Source organism: Hydrogenophaga electricum, assembly GCF_030160815.1.
GTDB lineage: Bacteria > Pseudomonadota > Gammaproteobacteria > Burkholderiales > Burkholderiaceae_C > Hydrogenophaga > Hydrogenophaga electricum.
This window is the reverse complement of record NZ_BSPB01000152.1, coordinates 1-794: the sequence shown is the minus strand read 5'-3', so window position 1 is coordinate 794 and position 794 is coordinate 1. Positions and strand designations below refer to the sequence as shown.

1 protein-coding gene and 1 pseudogene are annotated in these 794 nt (G+C 73.7%); both read right to left on the bottom strand.

All coding sequences use genetic code 11. The features are described from left to right. Window positions 1–286: pseudogene (locus QQK43_RS23230) on the bottom strand (hypothetical protein); the annotation flags it as partial. Next, a partial coding sequence (locus QQK43_RS23225) for a DUF3348 family protein (RefSeq protein ID WP_284309645.1) occupies window positions 283–794 on the bottom strand: 512 nt, incomplete at its 5' end. The pseudogene QQK43_RS23230 and the gene QQK43_RS23225, both read right to left, overlap by 4 nt.

The window sequence follows — 794 nt, the reverse complement described above, 5'->3', positions numbered from 1 at the left end:
CGCCGTCGACGCGCCGGCGCACGGCGTCGCGCAGCTCGGCGGGCACCTGCGGCAGCCAGTCGTCGAGGCGCTCGGGGGGCGCGGTGAGGCGGTCGAGCGCGCCGCCCAGGCCGGTGGTGGCGGTGCGAAAGCGCCGGATTTCGAGCGCGCCGGCGATGAACACGGCGCCAATCAGCACGGTCATGGCCAGCGCCACCGGGTTGCCCGAGGCGGCAAAGCCCACGGCGATCCAGACAACGGCCAGCAGGCCCAGCAAGCAGGCAGCGATCAGAGCTTTGGGAGTCATGCGGAAAAAGCGGTTTCTTGTTGGAACGCCTCGACCAGGCCGGTCACGGGCTGCAGCCGCAGGTCCAGCTCGGCCAGCGCGGCGGCCCGGCAGTCCTGCGCGAAGGCCTGGAGCCAGGCGTCGGCCGGGACGTCGGGCGCGTCGGCTACCTGTTCGCGGCGCCGCTGCTCGAAGCGTTGTTTGAGGAAGGCGGGCACGCTGGCCAGCAGGTGCTGTTCGCGCCCGCCGAGCATCTGGTCGAGCACAGCGTCGAGCGCGGCCAGTTGCGCCAGCCGGGGCGAGGTGCGGGCGAGGGTCTGGCGCACGTGTTCGCGCAGCGCGTCGATGGCCATCTCCATGCGGCGCTGCCCCATCAGGTAGCGCTGGTGGTGCAGCGCGAACTCCGGCTCGGGTGGCTCCTCGTTCGCGCTCAGCGAAGCACTCAGCGTGCTGCGCTGGCGCTGCAGTTCGGCCGCCAGATCGGGCGCGGCGCCCGGCGCCCGGGCCGCGCGCGCCGACGCCACGGCCG